Origin of the sequence: Gilliamella sp. Fer1-1, from assembly GCF_001690825.1 — a bacterium.
Lineage (GTDB): Bacteria > Pseudomonadota > Gammaproteobacteria > Enterobacterales > Orbaceae > Gilliamella > Gilliamella apicola_C.
This window is the reverse complement of the sequence record NZ_LZGX01000109.1, coordinates 39,029-57,511: the sequence shown is the minus strand read 5'-3', so window position 1 is coordinate 57,511 and position 18,483 is coordinate 39,029. Positions and strand designations below refer to the sequence as shown.

The window sequence follows — 18,483 nt, the reverse complement described above, 5'->3', positions numbered from 1 at the left end:
TAATAAACTTAAAATCATTTTTTTCATACATACCTCTAAAAATTTAACTAATTTAATGATTATCGGTAACTTAATTATAAATAAAATTTATTTTTCTTTACCAATTAAATTTTCTTTTATTGGCTCCAACAAATCACGAATCCAAAACAGTGTAATATCCTTATCTCTTTCTGTTAGATGTTCGGATTCTGTTATAACACGGATCAGTAATTCAGCTCTTTCTACTTTTTTTGCTTTTTCTAATTCATCCATATCCAATTCCCTTTTACTGTTTTTTTATGCAGTATATTTGCACGATAAATTTAAGCAAGAAAAATTTGAAAATTTGTGATTAATATCTAACCAACCAACTAAATATATAAAATATTATAAATTAATGAAGATTATGTACCATATAACGGCATAGACTCCTGAAAGTTTTTTACAGTTGTTATCAAATTTGGACTAAAAATCAAACTCAACAAAATCATTTTTAATCGGCTTTTTAAATCGGCTTGGCGAATTGCTAACGATGAGATGCACACCATCTAATGCGTTATCTAATTTTAACCACTGACTTTCACTAATTTTTATACTCTCTCGCAAATAAAGTCTATTAATAGTGAAATTATCATCGGGCAAGCCGATTATTTTTAATTGTTTTCTAATTTCTTCACGCTGATCGTCCTGCGGTGATTTTTTAACCTGCGTACAGTTATTGACAGAACTCCAAGGCGTGCGTGCCGCACGTTTTTTAAGGTCAAGGTCCTTGCTTGGTTTTTCTTTTTTAACTATTTTCCACTTAATCAGTCTGGTGCAAATAAACGAAGCTAGCCCTGACAGCGGTGAAAATACACCTTTTATTTTTTTAATGGTTTCCTCATATTGATTTAGTTCTTCTTCATAAGATAGCCTAACCTTTAAATCTTTACGCAAAACCATAGGGCCGCCTTGGTGGCTTGTATATGCTGCCCAGTCGCCAACATCTGCGGATGCTAAAACAGGATCAATAATTTTATCTTCTACTTTTTGATTTCTTAATCTGCGTAGCTCTCGCCAAACGGTAACAGGTGCACCGCCTAATTGTTGAAATTGGCGGATCTTCCAACGGCTTGCCCAGGCAGTTACCGCTTTGGCTGTTTCTTTTAAGTTTTCGCCAGTTTCATCATCTACTTCATTATCCAACGCATAACCATCAATATTTTTAGAAATATATTTAGCGATGTAGCCAGTTGCTGAGCCTTTTTCTTTATCGATCATGGTAAATTCAAAACGGTTTTTGGCCGCTCCTTTTTCTTGCCCGTCTTCATCCATGGCATAGATCCACATTACTTTAAACGCTGTTTGTAAATCTTCGGGACGCATAAAAACTAAAATATGCCAATGCGGTGTGCCATCGTGATGAGGTTCTGCAACACGGAAGCCAAAAAACTTAATATCCTCACGATTAAGCTTTGCTCGAATCCTTGACCATACTTTACACAAATAGGTTTGAGTTGCACGTGGATTATTACCTTGCCAATTTTCGACAAATCCACCTTTTGAATAGGCGCTGTGATATTTTGATGGGGCGGTCAATGTAATAAAAGCACCGATATAACCCATTTCATCAGCCAAATCTTCAAAACCACGCATACGAGTCATTAACTCAGCACGACGAATGGCAGGGTTAGCAATTGATTTATAGACTTGCAAATCAAGGGGTATTTGCTCGCCAGTTTCTTCATTTTCAATTGCCATTTGTTCTAAATATTTTTTATTGCGTCGCTTTTGCTCCTTCCATTCTGATTGGCAAGATTGACTAGCATACGGAGTAGCTTTCTTTTGTACTTGCCCAACTGCAATGGACAAATGTTCATGCTGAAAATCTCGGCGGTTTTTTAACTTGTTATACCACCAATCCTCATTGGTTAATTTTGTCAACGCTTTGACAATATTTTCATTTGTTAATTTTCCCTTTTTATAATCGGCAAAGTAGGGCGGTACGATATTGATGCCGTCAAGTTCATTTAAAACAGATTTATAAAGTTGATGCTCAAGCCCAAGCTGATTAACTTCATTGGCAGATAAACAAAACTCATGATCAGCTAGTAAGTATTGTATAAGTTTATCTATATAACGGGCTATTTCGACACTAAGTTCAGCAATTCGCGCTCTGCCAAATGTAGGCAAGTTCTCAAACTCAGCAGAAAATTCAATAGATAGTGCACTTGGTTTAATAAATTCATATTGTTTATTAACCAAATCAAGCCTTGATTTAATATTACCGCCAAGTGTTTTACGCAAAAATGTATTGGCGGCTTTTCGGCTTTTTGTTTGAAATAATTTGATGTATTTATTTGCAAAATAGCTACTTAAAAAGTCTGGCAAACCAGAAAAATAATTAGCTCTAAAATTATGATCTTCGGTATCTACTTGCCATAATTTTATTTCACTATATGAAAGCCCATTAGGCATTTTTGGTGATAATGCATGTGGATTAAATGGTGTTCTGATAACTTCTTTATTAGGTAAGAATTTCCCAACTTTTTCATAATAATCACGCATATCAGAAAGCAAGGCATATTTAGCCTTGTTACTGATTGATGGTAGGTTTTGCGTGATTGATGTCATGTTAATTTTTCTAATTTTGTATGCTATATTGTTCTAAAAACACATAACAAAAGGTAGCCAATATGGAAGATAAATACATTAAAGATGTTGCAATTAGTAAGCTTGATAGTGAAATAACCAAAATCATTGAACTAGTCGATGCAAGAGGTCTTGGCGGCAACCCAATGGTTATTGGAATACAAAATGAAGATGGTGTTGTATATCGAAAAATCATAACTTATGGCCTCGGTTCATATTTGGATTTAGTTCAAAGTATTGCTCGTTTGGGGCTTATCGATTTATATAAAGATGATTTAACCCCGCATAAATACGATAGTTTATTTATTCATCCCTAAAATAGTTTTTCTTAACTGGTCGCTTTCATCTGTGCGGCCATATTTATGTTCATATTTTGCAATATATTTAAGTTTGTCATTAGCTTGCGCTTTATTGCTTATTTGTTTGTTTTTCATGGTTTTTCATCCTTATTGTTAAAGCATATCCGGCGTTAACACGCCAATAATTTCTTTTGCGGGCTGACGATTGCCGTTTGCCGCAACTGACCGCGGGGCGTCGATTTCGTAGATTTCGAAATCACTAAAAATACCCCGCACTATTATGTTGTTACTGTTTGATACGATCGCAGTTGCTCCACGTCTAACGGCATGAACAAGCAAATCACGTAACAATTTAGTAACTGGGTAATTAAATTTATGAGGAGTGTAGCCGGTAAAAATATCGTTTTTAGTGCCAGAAATGTACGGCGGATCACAATAAATGACATCGCCCGCATCGGCCGTTTCGATCGCCGCTCTAAAATCTGCTGCTATTAATGTAGTTGGTCGGGAGATCAGCTTATTGCTAAATGCGATTAGTTCAGTTTTTGGAAAATAAACTTTTTTATATTTGCCGTACGGTACATTAAATTCGCCTTTCTGGTTATAACGGCAAATACCATTAAAGCAATGGCGATTTAAATAGATAAACTCCGCAGCACGATCTAACGTGAATGGTTGCGTTATATTGCAATTAAATCGGCAGCGAACCTCATAAAAATTGATGTCACTGTCAAATAATGATTGAGCCGTATTTATTAATCCCGCTAAATCATCACGCAACCAATGATAAACATTAATTAAATCACGGTTTTTATCAGCTAATACATAGCTATCATAATTTGTATTAATAAACACATTACCCGCACCGACAAATGGCTCTATTAGTCTCTTGCCGCTTGGCAAGTGAGGTAATAACTGAGGAATAAGCCGACCCTTACCGCCGACCCATTTTAAAAAGGACTTGTCTACACGCATTTTTATTCCTAAAAATTAATTATGATTTAACGAAATCCAAACCTAATAGTAGTTACGCAGTCGTCAACTTCCGAGCTATGTAACTTATCAACCTCGCAAATGACTACTGCGTCATCGCACGTGATAGTGAATGTGTCACCGATCTCCAATGCCTCGGACTCGCTTTTTAAAACGCTAATCACCCGAACGCCATAAACAGCAATCAACTCAAACAGTTGGGCGTCCACGTAAAAATTCTTGTACGCAGCGTGTATAAATTTTTCAAACATTCATTTTTCTCCCTCTACCTACATTTTTTAATTCTTCTAACTGTTGACAATCAAAACACAAACTGCAACCCGGCACAGCTTCACGTCTTGCCTCTGGTATTGGCTCGCCACATTCACAGCAATAAAGTGATGATTTGCCGGTGTAAACTTTTCTTTTTGCAATCAAGTTATCAAGCTCTAATTGAGCAATGTCATTGGCTCGGTCGATAACATCACGCATCAGATCTGATTCTCATAATGCTGATTGCGTATTGCTTCCGCCTCTTGTTCTAACAGCTCCGCCGACTCGGTGGGTGTTAGATAATTAGTGCGGATATGTACCGCCAAACGCTCAAGCTTTGCGGTAAATACATCGCACAACCCTGATTTAGTTTCTTCTTTTGCTTGATTTAGAGCCTGCAATAACGCATCTCCCGATAATGTTGTCATGTTCATTTATGCCACCTTTTTAGTTTCTTTCTTAAAATCCTGTTCTTCACATAGTGCGAATGCATCGATAATTGCTTGCAACCGACGTAAACCCTTTTTCAGATCTTCAATTTCGTTATCTGTTAAATTGTCGTAATTCATTTCCCAAGTGTGAGTAAATTGACTATCTACGTTATAAATCGTTGTTGTGCGCGGCTCGATGCCTGATGCGTTCAGCAGTAAACGTTTTTGCCCAGGCTTTAAATTGTTAAAAGCAGAACGGGCTAAACTGCGCTTATTGCTTAATATTTGGTGAAACTCACGCAATAGACTGCGTGGTTCTATAGTTTGATTATTTTGCATTGTGTTCATGTAACCCCCTCCCCCTGCAATGTCCAGGATTGAGTGCGCCTAGGCTCACTTAATTAGCCATTAACTTTTTATGCAACTTAATTACTTTACCGTTCGACTTCTCAACCCAGCCTTTCTGGTTATGTTGATTGATTTTGATATAAATTGTTTTCGAAACGCCGGCGCATTTCGGGCTTAAATAGACTGCATAGCTCATTGTTTATTCCTCTTTAATATTTAACTCAGGGTTAAACGCTTTAGCGCCCTCAAGGGTTAAAGCCACCATATTGATAAAGGTTGATGAACGGTCGTACTTGCCTGTGATTTGTTTTTTGCGGATAGGTAATTTGCCTTCACTAATGTATTTTTTTACCGTGCGTGGATTCATGCCTGATACACGGGCAAATTCATCAACAGTGACATAAGGCGCTGAAATAGCTATTGATATTCTTGGCGTCATAGTGCATTATTCCTATTTTTGTGTTTATGTATGTTTATATATGAGAAATCTCTATTTGAGTTAAATATAATCTCTATTAAGTAGAGAGTCAATGTTTTTTTCTAACTTAAAGGAAGAATATGGGTATAAATTTTGAAAGTGGTGGTGGGAAAGTAATAGACCGAATAATAAAATCGTACGGTTTTAAAACTAAATTAGATTTATGTAGACACCTAAATATCAGTTCAGGCACCTTGTCTATGAGATACAAAAGAGATTTTTTCCCTTCTGATTTGGTTGTGCGATGCATGGATGAAACAGGAGCAACATTAGAATGGTTGGCGAATGGTCAAGGTGAATTTTTACCGAATGAAAAACCAAAAGAAGCCGTTCTAACAGATGAAATGTTAGAAAAATTGGAACGACTGGCCAACCTGAAAGAAAAGGGTGCAATAACCGATCAAGAGTTTAACGAATTAAAGGCTAAATTGATTTGACAGGAGATTAAAGGATGAAAAACAATCATCTATTTTCAGATAAAAAACTGTTTTTATTTATGATTGTTTGTTTCTTTACACTTGTGTTTTCTATTTCATTGGCAACTAATTACGACGAAAAATCTATAATGTTAGGTCTTTTTATTGTCGTTTTATTTTTCTTTTCAGCTTTAGGGTTTTTAGTATCTTTTTTGTTTTTGACCGTAAAAAAATTAATAACAAGCACCAACAAAGTGGTTTTAAAATTTAGTGGCTTTAGTTTCTTAATTTTTTGTACATCAATTCTTTTCGTTGTATTTGTTGATAAAGATAATAATAAATTTTCATTGTTGTTGCCATCATTTGCAATTGTTATCTCTTTTTTTTCCTCAATAACATCTGCCCTTTTCGTAGCAATACGCTTTATTTTATTCAAGTTAATATCAAAAATTAATATTTCAAATTCTATACAGGTAGAAAAAGGCAATGATTCCCCAAAAATTACTGAACAAAAAGATACAACAAGTTCAGATACGATCAATTTTGGCACAGCAAAATTATCTAAAAGCTCACCTGAAAAAATTCTAAAATCCAAAGTTAAAAAAGCAATTAAAGCTGACGCAAAAAAAGAAAAAAAACAGAATCCAGTCAGAAGTATTTCTTACATTCCTCCAACTGAAGAAGAAAAAGAGAAAAAAGCTAAAGAACGTGATCGATATTTAAAAGATAATTTTGAATCTAAACTAAAAACCTTGTGGGTAGGTTCAAAAGATATTGAGTTTTCTTATTCTGATGCAAATGATGATATTAGCTATCGTCTTTTAAATTTAAATAAGGTATTGATTAACCAACATAGTGAAATCTATTTTTCTGGTATTTGTGCCGTTCGTGATGAAATCCGAACATTTAAGGTAGATCGTATTATATCCACCATTGAGTACAATTATCATGATTATAGTATTAAACAGTTTTTAACCCAAGTTTTACAAATTAGCAATAATGCTGGAAGTTCAAGAAAAAAAAGTAAAGCTAAAAAAGAAACGTTTGATGTCCATTTTACAGGGTTTAAGCAATCTGATAAAAAACGATTAATCGAACTAGCAGAAGAAAAAGATCTAACAGTAAGAAAAAGTGTTACTCAAAACTTGCAAATATTGTGCATAGGTTATAATGCTAGCCAAAACAAAATTGAAAAAGCACAAGAAATGGGAATTAGCATCATGAATGAAAGCGACTTCTTAAACTTTTTAGAAACTGGTGAGATATTATTAGGGGAGTGATTAAAAAAGTTTTGTCTAATAATCGGTGAAAAATTTAATGTATTAAAAGTTAACTTGATAAAAATTAAGGAATAGGAGATAAAATATGAAAAAAGTATTTAAAACAGTTCTATCACTTGCATTATTCTTGTTATTTTCTTCAATGAGCTATGCTAGCCCCAACGGCGTGGCGAGAGAGCTGGCTCGAATTGCTAAACAACAAATCCAAAAACAATATGGCCAATTTCCAATAAAAATAAACGATGAAACATCATTAGCAAATATCACTGCTGATGGACAATATATTATTTATGATTATCTTTATAACGATAACAGTAAAAAGTACACACCAGAGATGTTTGCCTTATATGTGCAAATGATTTTCGACAAAAGAGCCTGTGAAAATAATGACTTTGTATCATTATTTCGAAATAACGATCTTCAATTTGTGTATCGCTATACATTTAATGATAAAAAAACCATGTTCGTATCTTTTCGAATTGATGAGGTTTGTGATTAAAAACGATTTTAATGATTTAGTTAATTCAATAATAAAAATTATTAAAGTAGATATGATATGAAGAAATTTGTTTTTAGTAAACATAAAAAACATTGGCTACGCCGTTTATTAAAAAAGACAAGTCGGCGTTGGATTTCAGTTGAAAAAAAACATTTAAAAAATAGCTCTAATAGCAAGCCTCATTATCATAATGCAAAAATAAAAGGCTCGAAATACTTGAACTCTATTGTGACTATTAGCGCGCCTAAAGTAATGAGTTTAAGGCATGGGAAAATGCAACCACTTGTGATGAGTTTTATAGAGGCTCTAGAAAAGCTTAGTAAAAAATGCGCAATAACTAAAGATAAGATTTTGATCAACTTTAGCGCAACATCAAAAATTCATCCAGATGCTTGTGTTCTTTTGATTGCAACCGTAGATAATATTAGACATTTATATCCACAATTACGGTTTAAGGTAAGAAAACCTATAAAAAACCCCAGTTCAATTTTTGATCCTCATGCAATATTATGCCACTTAGGTTTTTATAAATTACTAGGTTTAAACTATAATGCGGATTGTTCTAGCAAGTATGTCAAATGTTGGCAGTATGTTAGTAGTGATGAAACAGAAGGAGCAATTACAAAACCATTAGTTGAAGAATTAATAAAAATGGGAGTTGATACAAGAGGAATGTATAAAAGTTATATGGAAGCAATTGCTAATGCGATTGAACATGCATATATGGATGAAATTAAACTACCAAATGAAAATCAGCTAAAAAAATGGTGGATGATATTAGCTAGAATTGATAATGAATTACAATTATACGTTTGTGACAAAGGTCATGGTATACCTAATACATTAAAATTGACTCAGAGTGAACATATCTTTAAATTGCTAGTTGGGAAAGTTAAAGGACTTTTAGAGTTAAATAAAGATTGTCTATATATTAAAGCATCAATGCTTGTAAAAGAAACGAAAAAAGAAGTCGCTAGAGAGACAAGGACAGAATTATCTTATAGAGGAAAAGGTAAAGATGATATAAAATCATTTATTGATAAAACAGAAGGGAGTGAGCTTGTTGTTCATTCTAATAGAGGTGTTTTTATTTATAAAGGAAAAGAGGCAATAGCAGGTAGTTGCTATAATAATCCTGCGTCAATTAATGGAACCATTCTCCAGTGGTCAATGCCAATACAGGAATAATTAATTATGAATAAGATATTATATGTTAAAGATTTTAGTACCTTTCCAGGAGCTAGATATAAGAGATTAGGACCAGCAAGTGGTGAGGAATTTAGGGATGATGTTCTAATACCTGCTTTAAAACAAAATTCCCAAATTTTAATTAATTTTGATGGGGTTGTCGGTTATGGATCTTCTTTTTTAGAAGAAGTATTTGGTGGGCTTATTAGGAAAGGAATTGATAAGAATATCGTATTAAATTTAGTTAAAACTCTTATTTCAAATGATGACGCACTTCTTAAAGAGGAAATTCAAGGATATGTAAATGATGCAATTAAAGAAAAACATATGATAGGTAATTAAAATAATGACCGCTTCTGATTATATTTCATTAACTTCTTTATTTTTCACTTTATTGGGAATTCCTATAGGGTATTATTTAGGGTGCCGAAGTGCTAGGCATGCAAAATATAATGAATTAATTGATAATTTAGAAAATATAAATCAAAAGGTACTTGAATTATTTTTAGATATTTATCACAGAAATAATTTTGAGATTAGTGACTATCATTTGATGGTTGCTTACCATAAAAAAATTCAACGACATAGTTATGAGCTCAAGGTTATTGGTAAATTTAAGGAGTTTTCTGATTTAAATCGGTTATTACTAGAACTAAAAAAAATTCTAACAAATAAATTATTTTCTGAAAAATTAGATGTAAAACAACAAGCTCTTAGCGAGTTAGTAATTAAATTGGATGCAATAAACTGTTTATATCCCAAAAAATTTTTTTAGTAGTAAAAAACAAGAATTTTTAATTTATATCACATACATATTTGTGTTTTTTGTATCTAAATTATGGCAATTAGAAAACAACAATCAGGGAAATGGCTATTCGAAAAATACCTTGAGGGCGGTCGTAGAGTTCGTAAAACTTTCGCCACCAAAGGAGAGGCGTTAGCTTACGAAAATTATTTAGAAGAGCAAACTAACCAAAAGCCTTGGTTGGGTGAAAAGATTGATAAACGCCATTTATCAGATTTAATTAACAGTTGGTATTCATTACATGGGCAAACGCTTAAAGATGGTGAAAAACGCCTAAAAGCCATGTTATTTGCTGATGATTGTATAGGTCATCCACTTGCTACCGATTTCACGTCCAAACAGTTTACTAACTATCGTCAAAAACGCATTGATGGTGAGATATTTAGAACCGATCGCATTAAAAATGTTGCCCCTCGAACCATGAACCTTGAGTTAACTTATTTTAAAGCAATGTTTAATGAGTTGATCAGGCTAGGGGAATGGCAACATAACAATCCACTTGAACGAATACGTCCATTTAAAACCGATGAGCAAGAAATGGCTTATCTAACAAAAGAGCAAATTCATGAACTCCTATTATCTTGTGAGCAAAGCACCGCCACCGATTTAACCATTATTGTTAAAATTTGCCTAGCAACAGGAGCAAGGTGGAGCGAAGCCGAAAGTCTAAAGGGCGCACAAGTTAAAGGTGGAAAAATCACCTACATTAACACCAAAGGCAAACGTAATCGTACCATTCCAATTAGCGACAAACTCTTTAACGAAATTCCCAAAAAGAATGGTGGCTTATTTACCCCCTGTTATTCAGCGTTCCGCTCGGCAATCGATCGTGCAGGAATAGAATTACCCGAACGACAATTAACCCACGTATTACGTCATACTTTTGCAAGTCATTTTATGATGAATGGTGGAAACATTTTAGTTTTACAAAAAATCCTCGGCCACACCGATATCAAAATGACCATGCGCTACGCACATTTTGCACCTGATCACTTTGAGGATGCGGTAAGGTTGAATCCATTAAATGACTAAGAGGAAATTGAATGAAATTATTAAATATATTTAAAAAAATTGAATTAGAAAATTATTATAAGAAAAATAAGCGTAAGCCAAAACTAAAACTAAAACTTAATTTAAAACAAATAATATTATCATTCATCATTCAACATCTATCACTCGTAATAGCCGTTATTTTATATGCGATTGCAATAATAACATCATTAATAAATAAAGATTCTCTTTACCCATTTTGGTTATTATTAATATCTCTTCTATTGATTCATTTTAATTACTCTCAATTTATATATAGAAGTTTTAAAAAAGATATTAAAAGTTTTACTTTACCTGTAAATCATTCAATTAATTTTAATGTGAAGGGTAACTACGTCATAGATAAAAAGTATTTAAAAGCTCTTATATCATTAGATATGGAACAATTGAAATTTGGTTATTTAGAATTAAATCATGAATATGAATGCCTAAAAAGGAGAATTAACTTAGTACTTGGACCACTAGATAAGTTGGGGATATTTCCAGGTATTGTATCTTTACTTGGTCTATTACCTCAAGTTAAAGCGATTTCTTGGCAATGGATTGAAATAATTCCTTATTCGTACGGCGGGTTAATGATTTTAGGTTTGTTTTTTTATAACAATCTTGATAAGTATGAAAGAATGCTAGCTTTAATAAAATTAGCTATTGAACTTAAAGAAGAGACTAATTAATTGGCGATAAAATGGCGGTTGACTATATCCTTATATAGCTAAATGTGTTAATATAGATATTGTTAACTGCTTGATTTAATTGTAAGTTATTGATTTTTAATGCTACTTTAAAGAACTCATAATCGATTGGTCACTGGTTCAAGTCCAGTAGGGGCCACCATTATATGATTTATCTACTTTTTATATTTAATAAACAAGGGCGTTTATGACTATGCCACTAAATATTATTGATATGTTTTTATTATCGCTGATTGTTTTTTGGTGGGTGTATTTGGCTGTTTTTGTATTGAGTATAATTATCGTTTTTGCATGTAAAAATAAATTTTTAAAGTTTATCTGTACAATATTAGCAATAGTACTATTTTGCAGTTATATTTCTCTTTATTATCTTTCGTCGTTTTATACTTATTTTAAGTTTTTTTGATAAGCATTTATGTCCCTTGAAGAAATAACAGTTTTAGCCTTATTGAGTTGTTATCCTTTTCTTCTTGCAATTATCTGTTTAGTTGAATTATTTCTAACTTTTAGCCTCTTAGAAACTCAGATTTAGCTTTCTGTCTCATTATGTTGCGCTTGCCATTAACAAAAAAATGGCTTTTAATAAAGCGATTTAATACAGATAAAACATCGTTTTTCACCGCTTGCTATGTTAATTTTGTTTAATGAGCTGATATTTTTCTGTATTCAAATCTGATTTTGCATTTTTCGGGAAATAGTTTATAGCTTGTCACTCGACTAATCTTTTACTACGAGTGAAAATTAGTTATAGGCTTAATGAATTTCTTGTAATTCACTCGTGCTGCATTTAAATACAATTTGAGGATTATCGAATTGATCTTTTGAACTAGTCATCCAGCAGCTTTTCATTGATGGATCGATTTTCTTTATTAATTGCACTTCGTCGCTATTATAGCCACAGCTAATCCAGTTACCCTCTTTATCATAAATGGTATTAACACTCCAAGTCGACTCATATTTTTTGCCATCAATAATACCTACTTCAGGTTTTAATTGAATTAATTTAACAGGTTTATCGGAATAAATACCTGCGGCATTAAGTACTTTACGCTCATTTCTTTTTTCTGAAACTTCCCAACCGTCAGGAACACTATCAATATCAAATTGAGCAGATTTAACTTTCACCGCTATTGGACAAGTAATTTCATAGGCATTAGCAGTGTGCAAAGCGCCAATTAAAACCAAAGAGGCAACACCTATCTTTAGTATTTTTTCCATTGATAAATCCTTATTAAAATATTGGCATAAATCATCATTTAATTTTATGTTAGATTGCAATTATGCAAAGATCATAAGTGTTGTCAAGCATATAGAATTTAACTCTATAATTATGTATGGTAATTGTTATGGGCATAAGCATAGGAACAAGTAAGATAAAATTTACAATATTTTGGAATGGCAACTCATTTGCAAACAAAAAATTAAGAGAGAAGCGATTTGTTAAATTCTACAGGAGGAGAATAGCCTGACAATACGAACCTAATTTCTTAATGCCCTCTAAGTAGTTATATAAGGTAACCAGAATAACGATATTGGTTTGCATTTAGGATGCCATTTCCCATTTGCAACTGTTTAAGCTTTTTGTGTAATGCAAACAGATTATTTTCTTCTGGTTGTGATGATCTGTAGGTTTGAATGAGACACTTTGCTTGATTTATTTAGTGATCTAAAGTGCAGATCATATTCTCCGGCTAAATTACTGTGTGATTTTTTTTGCAGATAAAGTTTAACCATTTTTGATTTTACCTTATCCTGATCCTTAAAAAAATTGTATGATATCTAATAATTTTTAACAAAAAATGGATAAGCAAGGATAAAAGTAAGGTGCTAAAAGTAAATAATCAGGCTATTAAGACTCTATATGGTGAAGTATATGGAAGAGATGCCTTTATTCTAAAAAATGTCATATTAGATATGTATCCTCTGGAACTAGAGGTAGTAACTTCTCTTGATTTATCTTTTTGTCAATTAAATAATGGGCTAAGTGGTGAAGTTTTAGTTTATTTTAAGTTCAAAGATATAAAAAGTTTAACGATTACGATGATTGATGAATCAAAATATCAACTGGTAAAAAAATCTTGTTTTGATAAAGTATTTGATACCGAATGTGATGAACATTATATCTTAAGTACTTATGATCATGTGTTTGATGTAATTGGTCAATGTGAAGTATGTTATAAGTAGTTATGAACGTTTAGGATGGCGTTTAAATCGTTCAGCTTTACTTATCTGCTATTTATTTGATAAAGCTAGTATGTTTAGATTTAATTGCGATTTTTTACTCAGTTTTATTTTGGGCTCTACAATAAATAATAGTTGTAGAGAATTAAAAATAGTAAACGTTTTTGTAATTGAGAAAAAGATCTATCCCATTATCCAAATAAAGTAATCAATAAGCTATGGTCACTTTCTACTTAATTCTAACCAACTTTACAAGTTTATTTATATGAGAAAAATTATTGCTATTATACACTATGTGATTTACTTAGCCGGTATGTTTATCTTATTAGTTATGGGTTCTAGCAAATACGATTGGATGCAAGAAATGGATAATACCATGACTAAATTGCCAAAAGATAGCTCTGGTAATATAGGTCTAGTAATGGCAATCTTGGGGCTAATACTAGTTATAATGCAGGCTTTTCGTTTCAAACTGACTCACAGCCATGTTGAAAGGAAAATGATTGTTGTGCTAACGTTACTTGGATCCATTATTGGGTTGATTATATGTAGTTGATGACTAATTTGCTGGAATTCGCAATAATCTAAAGATTGAAAAATGTAGTAGAGCAAACTTTTACCTTAACATAACAAAATACTAACCTTTGGGTAGTAAACTGCTGGGTGCTTTTAGATGGATAATCTTTTAATCAAAAATTTACTTTCCGCTATTGAAAAAGGTAAAGTCAGGGGATGTGATGAAATAAAGGAAATAAATGGAGAGCGCTATTTTTTTCAATATGCATTGAAAAAGAAAAGCGGATTTTATAGCACTTACCTTTTTTATATCATTGAAAGTAAGATGGACGTTATAGAGGATTATGGCATTGAGCAAATTAAACAATTCTCTGATATTATTGATGCTGTTAATTATTTTAAATCACTTGGTGTTAATATTGAGCAATTTTCGTCGATAAAAGGAAATTTGCCTTTTTAATCAAAATCAAAAATAGTAATAGAGTAGTGTTGTTATTATCATGTAGATCTATACCTTTACTGTTGAAATAGCTAAAATAAAGCTTTAGATATCGCAAATTATTGCCCGAAAGCTTAGCGTTGCATTTATATTTAGATGGCTAGTTTTTAGTGTATTATGATTCAATGTCTTTTCAATAAATAAATTTTAAAGTTAATAATTCAGCCTTCACTAAGAATAAATATTTTCAAAAATCATTCCAAATATGAAAAACACCGTGCTTCATATAAAGTCACATTTTATTGCGTATTTTAATATTTGGCTTTATATTATGTCTCTAGTAACTCTATTTTAGTTTTTCGCTAATCATTTATAAGCACAATTTTATGCATAAAAAACGCCTTTCTTTGATTGTAGCAATCATGGCTGTTATTGCCATGGTTATAATTATATATTTTGTAAATCAACCTAATACCATTATATTACAAGGTGAGGTTGAATCTAACCGTGTTGATGTGGCGGCTAGAGTACAAGGTCGAGTTATTCAATTTAATTATGATGTTGGAGATAATGTTAAACAGGGTGATATTCTTCTTAATCTTTCAAATCCAGCATTATTAGCGCAGTTAGCGACATCTGAAGCCCAATTAAAAGTGGCAATGGCAAGTCGAGATAATACTTATAGTACTAGACCAGAAACAATTGATCTGCAAAAAGCACAGTTAGATAAAGCGAAATCTGATTTATTATTAGCGCAAACCAGTTATGAGCGAATTAATCGCTTAGTTAAAAATGGAACGGTTTCCAAACAAAATTACGATGAATCGTTTAACCAATATCAAGCGGCTATTAAAGCACATGAGGCAGCTAAAGCTAACCTAGCATTAGCCGAAAATGGTAGCAGTGTAGAACAGAAAAAATTAGCCGATGTACAGGTTGAACAATCAAAGGCAGCGCTTGAGCAAGTCAACGCTGATGTAAATGAATTAACTTTAGTTTCTCCAATTAATGGTCAAATTACAACTCGTGTTGCCGAAGTAGGGCAATTATATAGCCCTGGAACTCCACTTTATTCTATCATTGATTTGAATGATATTTGGTTTACCTTTAATATTCGTGAAGATTTATTAGGCGATCTTAAAGTCGGTGATACGTTCAAGGTAAAGGTACCAGCATTAAATAATCAAGTCATTGATGTTAAAGTAACTGTCTTAAATGCTTTAGGACAATATGCCAATTGGCAAGCGACTAAAGCGACGGGTGACTTTGATTTAAAAACCTTTGAAATGCGCGCCAAACCAATTAATCAAGTGTCTGGTCTCCGTCCTGGAATGAGCGTTACCACCAAATGGCAATCTCGTTAACATAATAATGTGGAGATTTTACACAAAAGGGAACGGCATTAATGGCTAATTCGCTATTAAAAGTGATTATATGGGAACTGCATAAATTAATTAAACAGCGTTTTTTGTTTTTGTTGGTTTTCATCTATCCTTTATTGTTTATTTTTTTGTTTTTTTATATGTACCATGCAGGAGTGATTACTCAGGTACCAATAGCTGTTGTTGATCAGGATACAACATCATCATCACGTCTATTGATTCAACAAGTTGCCGCTTCACCTCAGTTACAGGTTGCTGAACGCTACCAAGATCTTTCATCTGCTAAGCATGCCTTGATTAAAGGTGATGTTTATGCGGTACTTTTTATTCAACCTAAATTTGAAAAAGATCTTATTGCAGGCCATCAACCAGAAGTAGTGGCTTTTTATAATAATCAGTATATGTCGGCAGGCACGATTATTTTTCGAGCGATGAGCTCTGCGTTAAAAACAGCTAATAGTCAAATAGTATTGCAACAACTACAAGAAAAAGGGGTTGCTGCGCCAGTTGCGCAAAAACAAATGCAAACTGTTCCAACGAGTTTACATCCATTATATAACCCAACATTAAATTACTTGTATACCTTGATTAGTGGCATAATTCCTACCATTTTGCAGATAATTATTATGCTAGCAATGGTTACTAGTGTTACCCGAGATCGGTTTGATGTAACAAGTTATCAAAAAATATTCCAATTCGCTAATCATAATATTTTTATTTTTTTATTGGGGCGAATCTTTCCTTATTTTTGCTATTTTTTATTTTGCCTGATTTTATTTGATACAATTTTAATAATTTATTTTAATTTACCGCTCAATGGGCAGTTTATGTTGCTTTTGATTGGTGATATAGGATTTATTTTAACATCTTGTTTATACGGCATTTTTTTTGGTTTGACAGGCTCAACATTGGCGCAAGCTTATGGTACTGCAAGTTTAGTTGCATCACCAGGTTTTGGTTTTACAGGACTTATTTTTCCTCGTATTGCGATGAACATTTTTGCTTCTATTTGGGGCGCTTTATTACCCGTGACATGGTACATACAAATTCGGCTAGATCAAACACTTAGAGCTCCAAATATGATAACATCATTAGAGCCATTTTTTTATTTATTGATTCAATTTAGTGTTATGGCAATTCTGATCTCTTTTCATTTACGAAAGATTCGTAGGCGGTTAATATGATTAAATCTTTGCTATTAATTTCCTATGACGAATTAAAGCGTATTTTCCAAACTAAGGCGATCGCAAGTGTCATGTTTATTGGGATCTTTCTTTATTTCTTCTTTTATCCGCAACCTTATTTACATGAAGCGATAAGAGATGTACCAATTGCTGTGATCGACCAAGATAATACCAATTATAGTCGAGAGCTAATAAGGCAAATGGATGCGAATAAATCGATAAAAATAGATTTACATATTGCGGATTTGCAAACGGCTAAATCACTTATTGAGCAACGTAAAATCTATGGGGCATTACTTATCCCATATCGCTTTCAGCAGCATATCTTAGAAGGGACTCCTAGTCCTATTATATATTATGGTGATGCAAGCTATATTTTAATTTATAGTAATGTTGCAACAGCTATTAATACTGTTGCTGGTGATTTTGGTGCTAAAATTTCAATTTCACGGAAAATAGCACAAGGCACAGATCCTGCGATAGCCACTAATAATACCGCACCTTTTAATACGCAGTTAATTAGTTTATTTAATCCACAATCGGGGTATGCGACGTATATTATTCCTGCTGCTTTTATTTTGATTTTATACCAAACATTACTTATTGGTAGCACGTTGTGTCGTTTATTTAGTAAAAATTCAGAATTTGAAATAAAGTTTATTCAGCAGCAAAGTCACGCAGCATCATCTGCATTACTATTACTTTCTGGTAAGTTATTAACTTATTTAGCGCTTTATTTGATCTATTTTATTATTTATACCGTATTTGCTAACTATTGGTATGATTTACCAAGGCTAGGTCACGTTTTAGTTTCTTTATCATTTATAATTCCCTTTATTTTGTCTACGGCATTATTCGGTAAAGTTGTATCGCATTTTGTTCATACAGTCAGCGATGTGTTTTGCTTAATTATACCGTCAAGTATGATTATATTTTTTATGACAGGATTGTCTTGGCCCAAAGAATTAATGCCTTATTTGTTTCATCTGATTGGCGATATATTTCCAGCCGTTCCCGCTATAGTCGGTTCGGTAAAAATTAATCAAATGGGCGCAAACTTTTCCGAATTTAGCCAACAATATTGGCATTTATGGATATTAACTATTGTCTATTTCTGTATCGCTTTTATTTTAGAAAAGCGGTACGTGCAAAAGGCAATGATAGCAAATGCTAGTAAAGAAAGTTAAATACTGTCATATATCCGTTTTATCATATTTATTTGACGTATTAACAAAATTGATTTAACTATTTTTATTATATTTTGTAAAAAATATTCAGCTTTCTATACCATTTGGTTATTTACAAATAATCTATTATTGCAATTTTTTTAAATTATTTGTGGTCATATCAATTAATTTGTTTTTTGGCAAAATCTTTTAAGTAAATTATACATTTCAATATAAAGATTTAACTATTGATCTTGTGTCGCAATATATATAT

24 protein-coding genes are annotated in these 18,483 nt (G+C 32.5%); 15 read left to right on the top strand and 9 right to left on the bottom strand.

Annotation, left to right across the window (positions count from 1 at the left end; all coding sequences use genetic code 11):
• Positions 1–87 precede the first annotated feature (87 nt).
• Together A9G28_RS13670 and A9G28_RS12120 are read right to left on the bottom strand one after the other, a co-directional pair.
• Complete coding sequence (locus A9G28_RS13670; protein ID WP_176702154.1) at positions 88–252, bottom strand: hypothetical protein; 165 nt, start codon at positions 250–252, stop codon at positions 88–90.
• Between the two features lie 192 nt (positions 253–444).
• The gene (locus tag A9G28_RS12120; protein ID WP_065580838.1) at positions 445–2,592 is read right to left on the bottom strand and encodes a replication endonuclease; all 2,148 of its coding nucleotides are present in this window, start codon (positions 2,590–2,592) and stop codon (positions 445–447) included.
• A 62-nt stretch (positions 2,593–2,654) separates the two neighbouring features.
• Between A9G28_RS12120 and A9G28_RS12115 the strand changes: the two genes are divergently transcribed.
• Entirely contained in the window at positions 2,655–2,927 is a 273-nt protein-coding gene (locus tag A9G28_RS12115) for a hypothetical protein (protein ID WP_065580837.1), read from the top strand.
• Here the strand turns inward: A9G28_RS12115 and A9G28_RS13940 are convergent.
• The 6 genes from A9G28_RS13940 to A9G28_RS12085 all read right to left on the bottom strand — a co-directional run bounded on the left by A9G28_RS13940 (position 2,910) and on the right by A9G28_RS12085 (position 5,372).
• Positions 2,910–3,044 carry a hypothetical protein gene (locus A9G28_RS13940; protein WP_255307570.1) on the bottom strand — a complete coding sequence of 45 codons (135 nt, stop codon included), beginning with the start codon at positions 3,042–3,044 and terminating at the stop codon, positions 2,910–2,912. The two genes, A9G28_RS12115 and A9G28_RS13940, sit on opposite strands and share 18 nt — an antisense overlap.
• 18 nt (positions 3,045–3,062) lie before the next feature.
• Entirely contained in the window at positions 3,063–3,884 is an 822-nt protein-coding gene (locus A9G28_RS12110; protein ID WP_065580836.1) for a DNA adenine methylase, read from the bottom strand.
• A gap of 261 nt (positions 3,885–4,145) precedes the next feature.
• Positions 4,146–4,373, bottom strand: a complete 228-nt coding sequence (locus tag A9G28_RS12100) for a TraR/DksA family transcriptional regulator (protein ID WP_065580834.1) — start codon at positions 4,371–4,373, stop codon at positions 4,146–4,148.
• Positions 4,373–4,588, bottom strand: coding sequence for a DUF2732 family protein (locus A9G28_RS12095; protein ID WP_065580833.1), 216 nt, complete (start codon positions 4,586–4,588; stop codon positions 4,373–4,375). The genes A9G28_RS12100 and A9G28_RS12095 overlap by 1 nt, the downstream gene beginning before the upstream one ends.
• Complete coding sequence (locus tag A9G28_RS12090; RefSeq protein WP_065580832.1) at positions 4,589–4,933, bottom strand: hypothetical protein; 345 nt, start codon at positions 4,931–4,933, stop codon at positions 4,589–4,591.
• A gap of 199 nt (positions 4,934–5,132) precedes the next feature.
• On the bottom strand, positions 5,133–5,372 hold the full coding sequence (locus A9G28_RS12085) for a MerR family transcriptional regulator (RefSeq protein WP_065580831.1): 240 nt from the start codon (positions 5,370–5,372) through the stop codon (positions 5,133–5,135).
• 119 nt (positions 5,373–5,491) lie between these two features.
• Between A9G28_RS12085 and A9G28_RS12080 the strand changes: the two genes are divergently transcribed.
• From A9G28_RS12080 to A9G28_RS12045, 8 genes are all read left to right on the top strand, one after another.
• Positions 5,492–5,848 carry a helix-turn-helix domain-containing protein gene (locus A9G28_RS12080; protein WP_065580830.1) on the top strand — a complete coding sequence of 119 codons (357 nt, stop codon included), beginning with the start codon at positions 5,492–5,494 and terminating at the stop codon, positions 5,846–5,848.
• A 14-nt stretch (positions 5,849–5,862) separates the two neighbouring features.
• Positions 5,863–7,107, top strand: coding sequence for a BRCT domain-containing protein (locus A9G28_RS12075; protein WP_065580829.1), 1,245 nt, complete (start codon positions 5,863–5,865; stop codon positions 7,105–7,107).
• 85 nt (positions 7,108–7,192) lie between these two features.
• The gene (locus tag A9G28_RS12070; RefSeq protein WP_065580828.1) at positions 7,193–7,606 is read left to right on the top strand and encodes a hypothetical protein; all 414 of its coding nucleotides are present in this window, start codon (positions 7,193–7,195) and stop codon (positions 7,604–7,606) included.
• Between the two features lie 57 nt (positions 7,607–7,663).
• Positions 7,664–8,794, top strand: coding sequence for a hypothetical protein (locus A9G28_RS12065; protein WP_065580827.1), 1,131 nt, complete (start codon positions 7,664–7,666; stop codon positions 8,792–8,794).
• Between the two features lie 6 nt (positions 8,795–8,800).
• Positions 8,801–9,136 (top strand): STAS-like domain-containing protein, encoded by a 336-nt coding sequence (locus A9G28_RS12060; protein ID WP_065580826.1) that lies wholly within the window; start codon positions 8,801–8,803, stop codon positions 9,134–9,136.
• 4 nt (positions 9,137–9,140) lie between these two features.
• Positions 9,141–9,569, top strand: coding sequence for a hypothetical protein (locus A9G28_RS12055; RefSeq protein ID WP_065580825.1), 429 nt, complete (start codon positions 9,141–9,143; stop codon positions 9,567–9,569).
• A 63-nt stretch (positions 9,570–9,632) separates the two neighbouring features.
• Positions 9,633–10,631, top strand: coding sequence for a phage integrase (locus A9G28_RS12050; protein ID WP_065580824.1), 999 nt, complete (start codon positions 9,633–9,635; stop codon positions 10,629–10,631).
• Positions 10,632–10,642: 11 nt separating this feature from the next.
• On the top strand, positions 10,643–11,323 hold the full coding sequence (locus A9G28_RS12045) for a hypothetical protein (RefSeq protein WP_065580823.1): 681 nt from the start codon (positions 10,643–10,645) through the stop codon (positions 11,321–11,323).
• Between the two features lie 771 nt (positions 11,324–12,094).
• On the opposite strand, the gene A9G28_RS12040 is transcribed toward A9G28_RS12045, so the two are convergent.
• Entirely contained in the window at positions 12,095–12,559 is a 465-nt protein-coding gene (locus A9G28_RS12040; RefSeq protein WP_065580822.1) for an STY0301 family protein, read from the bottom strand.
• A gap of 606 nt (positions 12,560–13,165) precedes the next feature.
• On the opposite strand from A9G28_RS12040, the gene A9G28_RS12035 reads away from it, so the two are divergent.
• The 6 genes from A9G28_RS12035 (at position 13,166) to A9G28_RS12010 (ending at position 18,230) form a co-directional block, all read left to right on the top strand.
• Positions 13,166–13,525: a hypothetical protein gene (locus A9G28_RS12035; RefSeq protein ID WP_065580821.1), complete on the top strand. Its 360-nt coding sequence runs from the start codon at positions 13,166–13,168 to the stop codon at positions 13,523–13,525.
• A gap of 262 nt (positions 13,526–13,787) precedes the next feature.
• Positions 13,788–14,078 carry a hypothetical protein gene (locus A9G28_RS12030; protein WP_065566475.1) on the top strand — a complete coding sequence of 97 codons (291 nt, stop codon included), beginning with the start codon at positions 13,788–13,790 and terminating at the stop codon, positions 14,076–14,078.
• Between the two features lie 117 nt (positions 14,079–14,195).
• On the top strand, positions 14,196–14,498 hold the full coding sequence (locus tag A9G28_RS12025) for a hypothetical protein (RefSeq protein WP_065580820.1): 303 nt from the start codon (positions 14,196–14,198) through the stop codon (positions 14,496–14,498).
• A gap of 365 nt (positions 14,499–14,863) precedes the next feature.
• Entirely contained in the window at positions 14,864–15,841 is a 978-nt protein-coding gene (locus A9G28_RS12020; RefSeq protein WP_065580819.1) for an HlyD family secretion protein, read from the top strand.
• A gap of 41 nt (positions 15,842–15,882) precedes the next feature.
• On the top strand, positions 15,883–17,043 hold the full coding sequence (locus A9G28_RS12015) for an ABC transporter permease (RefSeq protein ID WP_065580818.1): 1,161 nt from the start codon (positions 15,883–15,885) through the stop codon (positions 17,041–17,043).
• The gene (locus A9G28_RS12010; protein ID WP_065580817.1) at positions 17,040–18,230 is read left to right on the top strand and encodes an ABC transporter permease; all 1,191 of its coding nucleotides are present in this window, start codon (positions 17,040–17,042) and stop codon (positions 18,228–18,230) included. The genes A9G28_RS12015 and A9G28_RS12010 overlap by 4 nt, the downstream gene beginning before the upstream one ends.
• Positions 18,231–18,483 lie beyond the last annotated feature (253 nt).